Genomic DNA, 7036 nt, shown 5'->3' with positions numbered 1-7036 from the left:
GGAGGGAGCGCAGCGACCGACCGGCGGGAGTGAAGAACCGGGGTTAATAGGGCCCCGGCCCCGCGGCGCCGGAGGCGACGCAATATATACAGGAGGTTCGTCGTGACCAAATCCGTGATCGTGGCCGGTGCGCGCACCCCGGTCGGACGGCTGCTGGGTGGCCTGAAGGGGTTCAGCGGTTCGGATCTCGGCGGGTTCGCCATCGCGGCCGCGCTGGAGAAGGCCGGTGTTCGCGGCGACCAGGTCGACTACGTGATCATGGGGCAGGTGCTCACCGCCGGGGCCGGGCAGATTCCGGCCCGGCAGGCGGCGGTCGCGGGCGGTATCCCGATGGATGTTCCCGCGCTGACCCTGAACAAGGTGTGCCTGTCGGGGATCAACGCGATCGCGCAGGCGGATCAGCTGATCCGGGCGGGCGAGTACGAGATCGTGGTGGCCGGTGGGCAGGAGTCGATGAGCCGGGCCCCGCATATGCTCGAGAAGAGCCGCGAGGGGTTCAAGTACGGCGATGTCACCCTGCGTGACCATATGGCCTACGACGGGCTGCACGATATCTTCACCGATCAGGCGATGGGCGCCCTCACCGAGCAGCGCAACGATCGTGATCCGATCACCCGGGCGGATCAGGACGCGTTCGCCGCCGCCTCGCATCAGCGGGCCGCGGCCGCCTGGAAGAACGGTGTGTTCGAGGACGAAGTGGTGCCGGTGGCGGTGCCGCAGCGTAAGGGCGATCCGGTGGTGGTGGCCCAGGACGAAGGGATCCGCGCCGATACGACCGCGGAATCGTTGGCGAAGCTGCGGCCGTCGTTCGCGAAGGACGGCACCATCACGGCCGGATCGGCGTCGCAGATCTCCGACGGTGCCGCGGCGGTGGTCGTGATGAGCAAGGCCAAGGCCGAGGAGCTCGGGTTGAGCTGGATCGCCGAGATCGGTGCGGCCGGTGTGGTGGCCGGCCCGGATTCCACGCTGCAGGATCAGCCGGCGAATGCCATCGCCAAGGCGTGCGCCCGGGAGGGGATCGCGCCGGCCGATCTGGATCTGGTGGAGATCAACGAGGCGTTCGCGGCGGTCGGTATCGCCTCCACTCGCGCGCTGGGGATCGATCCGGAGAAGGTGAACGTCAACGGCGGTGCCATCGCCATCGGGCATCCGCTCGGTATGTCGGGTGCGCGTATCGTGCTGCATCTGGCGTTGGAGCTGAAGCGGCGCGGCGGCGGGATCGGTGCCGCGGCCCTGTGTGGCGGCGGCGGTCAGGGTGACGCGCTGATCGTCAGGGTTCAGGCGTAGCTTCGCCTCCGCCGCGTCCGGAGGTGGCGCGGCGTCCGCGCGTCTTTTTCGGAGTGGGGTCCCGGTCGGCCGGGACCCCACTGTCCGGTAAGTCCCGTCCGACCGATGTGACCGGTTCGACTACGACGCTGTGTAGTGATTAAGGCACAATGGTGCGCATGAACTTCCTTGGTCTGCGCACCACTGCCGGTCGGTTCCGATTCTTCGCGGTGCTCGAGGCGATCTCCTGGCTGGGACTGCTGGTGGGCATGGCGTTCAAATACATCCCCGACCCGGGTAACGAGATCGGCGTGAAGATCTTCGGCCCGGTGCACGGTGGCATCTTCGTGCTCTTCGTGCTGACCGCGCTGCTGGCCGCCCGGGAGCTGGAGTGGAACTGGAAGACCACGGTACTGGCCCTGCTGTCGAGCATTCCGCCGTTCTTCACGGTGATCTTCGAGGTGTGGGCGGTGCGTACCGGCAAACTCGGTGAGCTGAGTGCGCCCGCCGGCGCGGAGTCCCCGAAGACTCTCGCGCCGTCCTCGTGACAGACTGGATGCTGTGACTCGACCAGCATCTCGCCGTCCTTCACCAGCCGTTGCCGCCGCCATGTCCGGGGCGGTTGATCTGTCCGCCCTGAAACAGCCGCCCGCGGCTGCGCCGGCCGCCGGTGGCGGCGGTGGTGACTACGCGGTCACCGAGGCGGATTTCGAGACCAAGGTCCTGCGGCGTTCCATGCAGGTGCCGGTGGTGGTGGCGCTGTACTCGCAGCGCAGCCCCGGCAGCATCGAATTGGTGCAGCTGCTCGAACGCCTGGTCGGCGAGGCCGGCGGGGCCTGGGATCTGGCGGCGGTCGAAGCCGAGAGCAATATGCGGATCGCGCAGGCCTTCGGTGTCCAGGGGATCCCCACGGTGATCGCGGTGGCGGGCGGGCAGCCGCTCGCCGATTTCCAGGGCGGGCAGCCGGAAGCCCAGGTGAAACAGTGGCTCGCGGCGGTCGTGCAGGCCGTGGAGGGCAAGCTCGAGGGCGACCCGGACGCCGTCGAGGAGCCCGAGCCGCCCGCCGATCCGCGCTTCGCGACGGCCGAAGCCCTGCTCGAACAGGGTGATTTCGCCGGGGCGGAATCGGCCTACGAGTCGATTCTGGCGCAGGAACCCGGCAATACCGAGGCCAAGGCCGCGTTGCGGCAGGTCAAATTCCTGGGCCGGGCGCAGGATCTGCCGGAGTCGGCCATCGCGACGGCCGACGCCGATCCGGGTAACGTGTCCGCCGCCCTGGACGCCGCCGATGTGGAACTGTTCCATCAGCGGCCCGAAGCGGCCTTCGACCGGCTCATCAAAATGGTCGCGCGCACCGCGGGCGACGACCGCACCGCGGTGCGCACCCGGCTGCTCGAACTGTTCGAATTGTTCGACCAGGCCGAGCCGTTCGTGGTCGCGGCCCGCCGGAAGCTGGCCACCGCGCTGTACTGACCGGCCACGCGACCGGGCCCGGCCCGGTCGCGGGTTACGGGCGCGGGATCAACCAGAGCACGCTCAGCGGGCCGAAGGTGATCGCGGCCGAGGCCGGGCGGCCGTGGTAGGCGACCTCCTCGGCATACACGACGCCGGCATTGCCCGCGCCCGTGCCGCCGTACTCGATCGCGTCGGTATTCAGTATCTCGACCCACTCGCCCGCGACCGGCAGGCCGATCCGGTAGCCGGTGTGCACGGCGCCGGAGAAGTTGCAGACGCAGGCGAGAGTGCTGCCGTCGGCAGCGTGCCGCAGGAAGGCCAGCACATTGTTCTGCCGGTCGTCACCGGCGATCCAGGAATGCCCGCCCGGAGTGGTGTCCTGGCTCCACAGCGGCGGTTGCGCGCGGTAGGCCCGGTTGAGGTCGGCGACCAGGACCCGGACCCCGCGGTGCAGTGGATTCTCCAGTTCGTGCCAGTCCAGATCGTGGTCGTGCCACCACTCCCGGAAATGACCGAATTCCTGACCCATGAACAGCAGTTTCTTACCGGGATGGGCCCACATGTAGGCCAGAAGCGCGCGGACCCCGCAGGCCTTGTCGAATTCGTCGCCGGGCATCCGGGTCCACAGGGTGCCCTTGCCGTGCACCACCTCGTCGTGGCTGAGCGGCAGGACGAAGTTCTCGTCCCAGGCGTACATGAGCGAGAAGGTGATCTCGTCGTGGTGGTGGCCGCGATGCACCGGGTCGTGGCGGAAATAGGCGAGGGTGTCGTGCATCCAGCCCATATTCCATTTCATGGTGAAGCCCAGACCGCCGACCTCGGTGGCCCGGGTGACACCGGGCCGGGTGGTGGAATCCTCGGCTACGGTCAGGACCCCGGGGTAGGCGCTGTGCACGCTGTCGTTGAGCTCGCTGAGGAAGGCGACCGCCTCCAGGTTCTCGCGCCCGCCGTGAATATTGGGTTCCCAGCCGCCGGCCGCGCGCCCGTAGTCGAGGTGGAGCATGGCGGCCACCGCGTCCACACGCAGGCCGTCGATATGGAATTCCTCGATCCAGTACCGCGCGTTGGCGACCAGGAAATTGCGCACCTCGGGGCGGCCGTAATCGAAAACGTAGGTGCCCCACTGGGGTTGCTCGCCGCGGCGCGGGTCCGGATGTTCGTAGAGCGGGGTGCCGTCGAAGCGCGCCAGCGCCCAGGCGTCGCGCGGGAAATGCCCCGGTACCCAGTCCAGGATGACGCCGATATTGCCGGCGTGCAGGCGGTTGACGAAATCGCGGAAATCGTCGGGGCTGCCGAACCTGGCGGTCGGCGCGTAGTAGGAGGTCACCTGGTAGCCCCAGGAGCCGCCGAACGGATGCTCGGTGACCGGCATGAGTTCGATATGGGTGAAACCGAGTTCGCGGGCGTAGTCGCCGAGTTGCTCGGCCAGTTCGGTATAGGTCAGTCCGGGCCGCCAAGACGCGAGGTGGACCTCGAAAACGCTGACCGGCGCGCGGGCCGGATCGGCGCGGGCCCGGGCGTCGAGCCAGGCCTGATCGGTCCACCGGTATTTCGGCTCGGTGATCACCGAACTGGTCGCCGGCGGCAGCGCGGCGGCGAAGGCCAGCGGGTCGGCGTGGTCGACGGCGCGGCCGTCGGCGCCGTGCACCCGGTACTTGTAGCGGTCACCCGGCGCGGCGCCGGGAACGAAGACCTCCCAGACGCCGGAGCGGCCCAGAGTGCGCATCGGCCAGGTGCCGCCATGCCAGTCGTCGAAATCGCCCAGGACCGTGACCCCGCGGGCGTTCGGCGCCCAGACCGCGAACGACACCCCGGTGACCTCGCCGTCGAGCCCCGGATATCGGCGCGGATGCGCGCCGAGCACCTGCCACAGTTGCCGGTGGGTGCCCTCGTTGATCAGATGCAGGTCGAGATCGCCGAGGGTCGGCAGATAGCGGTAGCCGTCGGCGGTCACCGTCACCGGCCGCCCGGCGACGGTGACGGCGATCCGGTAGTCCAGGACCTCCGGATAGGGCAGGGTCGCCGCGAAAACCCCGTGACCCAGCGGTTCGAGCCGGTGTTCGGTGTCGCCGACCAGCACCGCCACCGTTTCCGCCGCCGGGCGCAGGACCCGCACCACCGTGCCGTCGGGGTGCGGGTGCACGCCCAGGACGGTATGCGGGTCGGGATGGCTGCCGGCGGCCAGCAGCAGCAGATCGCGCCGGTTCACCGGCCACTCACCGGAAGGTCCGCCGGTAGGCCAGGCCGGCCCGGGCCTCGTGCGGAACAGGCGGCAGCGCGATGATGTGGGCGACGGCGCGGGCCGGGTCCAGCCGGACGTAATTGGTCTGCGCCCAGTGGTATTCCTCGCCGCTGATCTCGTCGTGCACCACCGGATGATCGTGCCATTCGCGGCCGAGGGCCGGTAGATCCAGCGAAAGCATGCCGTCTTCGGCGGTGAACGGATTGAGATTCACGACCACCAGCACCGCGTCACCGGTCACCGGATCGATTTTCGAGTACGCCAGCAGATTGTCGTTGCCGATGTGATGGAAATGCAGGCATCGCAGCTGCTGTAGCGCCGGATGCCGGCGCCGGATCTCGTTCAACCGGGTGAGCAGCGGTTCCAGCGATTCACCGTGCGCCCGCGCTTCGGCGAAAGGCCGCGGCCGCAGCTCGTACTTCTCCGAGTCCAGATACTCCTCGCTGCCCGGCCGTACCGCCTGATGCTCGTACAGTTCGTACCCCGAGTAGACACCCCAGCTGGGACCGAGCGTCGAGGCCAGCACGGCGCGGATCGCGAACATTCCCGGACCGCCGTGCTGCAGGCTCTCGTGCAGGATGTCCGGCGTGTTGACGAACAGATTCGGCCGGGCCTCGTCGGCCTTGGCGGCGAGTTCCAGCCCGAACTCGGTGAGCTCGTGCTTATGGGTGCGCCAAGTGAAGTACGTGTACGACTGGCTGAACCCCCGCCGGGCCAGGCCGTAGAGCCGGGCCGGATAGGTGAACGCCTCGGACAGCAGCACCACATCGGGATCGGTGGCACGGACCGCGGCGATCAGCCATTCCCAGAAATCGGCGGGTTTCGTATGCGGATTGTCGACCCGGAAGATCCGCACACCCAGCCCGATCCAGTGCCGCACCACCCGCAGCACTTCCGCGTACAGGCCGTCGGGATCGTTGTCGAAATCCAGCGGATAGATGTCCTGGTACTTCTTCGGCGGGTTCTCGGCGAACGCGATACTCCCGTCGGGCAGAGTGGTGAACCACTCCGGATGCGCGGTCACCCACGGATGGTCGGGGGCGCACTGCAGCGCCAGATCCAGCGCCACCTCCATACCCAAGTCGGCGGCGGCCCGCACGAACGCGGTGAAATCCGCCTCGGTGCCCAACTGCGCATGGATCGCGTCGTGCCCGCCCTCGGCCGACCCGATCGCCCACGGCGACCCGGTGTCGCCCGGACCGGCGGTGAGCGCGTTGTTACGACCCTTACGGTTCACCACGCCGATGGGATGGATCGGCGGGAGGTAGACCACATCGAACCCCATGGCCGCGATCCGCGGCAGAGCCCGCGCCGCGGTCGCGAAGGTGCCGTGGACCGGATTGCCGTCGGCATCCCGGCCGCCGGTCGACCTGGGAAAGAACTCGTACCAGGAACCGGTGCGCGCCCGCGGCCGCTCGACCAGCACCGAGAACTGCGGACCCCGGGTCACCAGATCCCGCAGCGGATCGCGGCGCAGGATCTCGGCCACCTCGTCGGCGAACGCGGGCGCCACCCGCGCCGGCAGCGGATCCTCGCCACGCAGTGCGGCCGCCACGGCCCGCAGCCGTTCGAACGAGCTCTTCCCGACCCCCTGCGCCGCCCGATCGAACAACCGCGCCCCCGACTCCAGGTCGTTGGCCAGATCCGCCGCCCCCTGCCCGACCGCCAGCTTGGCCTCCACCCCCGACCGCCAGGTCGCGAGAGAATCGGCCCAGCCCTCGACGCGGTAATGCCACAGACCCGGGGTGTCGGGGGTGAAGATCCCGTTGAAGACATCGGGCTCGAAATCGGGAACCATCGAGATCCGCCTCGACCGCGACGAACCCGGCGCCCGCACCGCCAAGGTGGCTCCGACGGTGCCGTGTCCGTCCCGCCACACGACGGCACGGACTGGGAACACCTCCCCGACCACGGCCTTCGCCGGATACCCTCCGGGAATCGCCGGGACGGTGTCATCGATCGCTATGCGGCCGGTCATCACAGCAACAGTATTGGCGCGGCTTCGCCGCGCGGGGTTCGGCCCCCGAAGCGTCTGCTGTCAGCGCTCGAGACTCGCGGCGGCGCCTCTTCAGA

Annotated in this window: 5 protein-coding genes; 3 read left to right on the top strand and 2 right to left on the bottom strand. The window is 68.9% G+C overall.

Annotation, left to right across the window (positions count from 1 at the left end; translation table 11 throughout):
- Positions 1-102 precede the first annotated feature (102 nt).
- The 3 genes from ACWDU1_RS26850 (at position 103) to ACWDU1_RS26840 (ending at position 2739) form a co-directional block, all read left to right on the top strand.
- The gene (locus ACWDU1_RS26850) at positions 103-1287 is read left to right on the top strand and encodes an acetyl-CoA C-acetyltransferase (RefSeq protein WP_450002645.1); all 1185 of its coding nucleotides are present in this window, start codon (positions 103-105) and stop codon (positions 1285-1287) included.
- A gap of 158 nt (positions 1288-1445) precedes the next feature.
- The gene (locus tag ACWDU1_RS26845; protein WP_450002644.1) at positions 1446-1814 is read left to right on the top strand and encodes a DUF3817 domain-containing protein; all 369 of its coding nucleotides are present in this window, start codon (positions 1446-1448) and stop codon (positions 1812-1814) included.
- 61 nt (positions 1815-1875) lie between these two features.
- On the top strand, positions 1876-2739 hold the full coding sequence (locus ACWDU1_RS26840; RefSeq protein ID WP_450002642.1) for a co-chaperone YbbN: 864 nt from the start codon (positions 1876-1878) through the stop codon (positions 2737-2739).
- A 34-nt stretch (positions 2740-2773) separates the two neighbouring features.
- On the opposite strand, the gene glgB is transcribed toward ACWDU1_RS26840, so the two are convergent.
- Both glgB and ACWDU1_RS26830 read right to left on the bottom strand, forming a co-directional pair.
- Positions 2774-4930: a 1,4-alpha-glucan branching protein GlgB gene (gene glgB, locus ACWDU1_RS26835; RefSeq protein WP_450002640.1), complete on the bottom strand. Its 2157-nt coding sequence runs from the start codon at positions 4928-4930 to the stop codon at positions 2774-2776.
- 7 nt (positions 4931-4937) lie between these two features.
- Complete coding sequence (locus tag ACWDU1_RS26830; protein WP_450002638.1) at positions 4938-6941, bottom strand: alpha-1,4-glucan--maltose-1-phosphate maltosyltransferase; 2004 nt, start codon at positions 6939-6941, stop codon at positions 4938-4940.
- Between the last annotated feature and the right edge of the window lie 95 nt (positions 6942-7036).

The sequence above is a fragment of the Nocardia sp. NPDC003345 genome, from assembly GCF_053589395.1.
The sequence above is the reverse complement of the archived record's forward strand: the minus strand, read 5'-3'. Positions and strand labels throughout refer to the sequence as shown.

Coding starts and splice junctions, on each gene's coding strand:
- ACWDU1_RS26845 (WP_450002644.1), top strand. CDS start 1,446: ATGAACTTCCTTGGTCTGCGCACCACTGCCGGTCGGTTCCGATTCTTC.
- ACWDU1_RS26840 (WP_450002642.1), top strand. CDS start 1,876: ATGTCCGGGGCGGTTGATCTGTCCGCCCTGAAACAGCCGCCCGCGGCT.
- ACWDU1_RS26830 (WP_450002638.1), bottom strand. CDS start 6,941: ATGACCGGCCGCATAGCGATCGATGACACCGTCCCGGCGATTCCCGGA.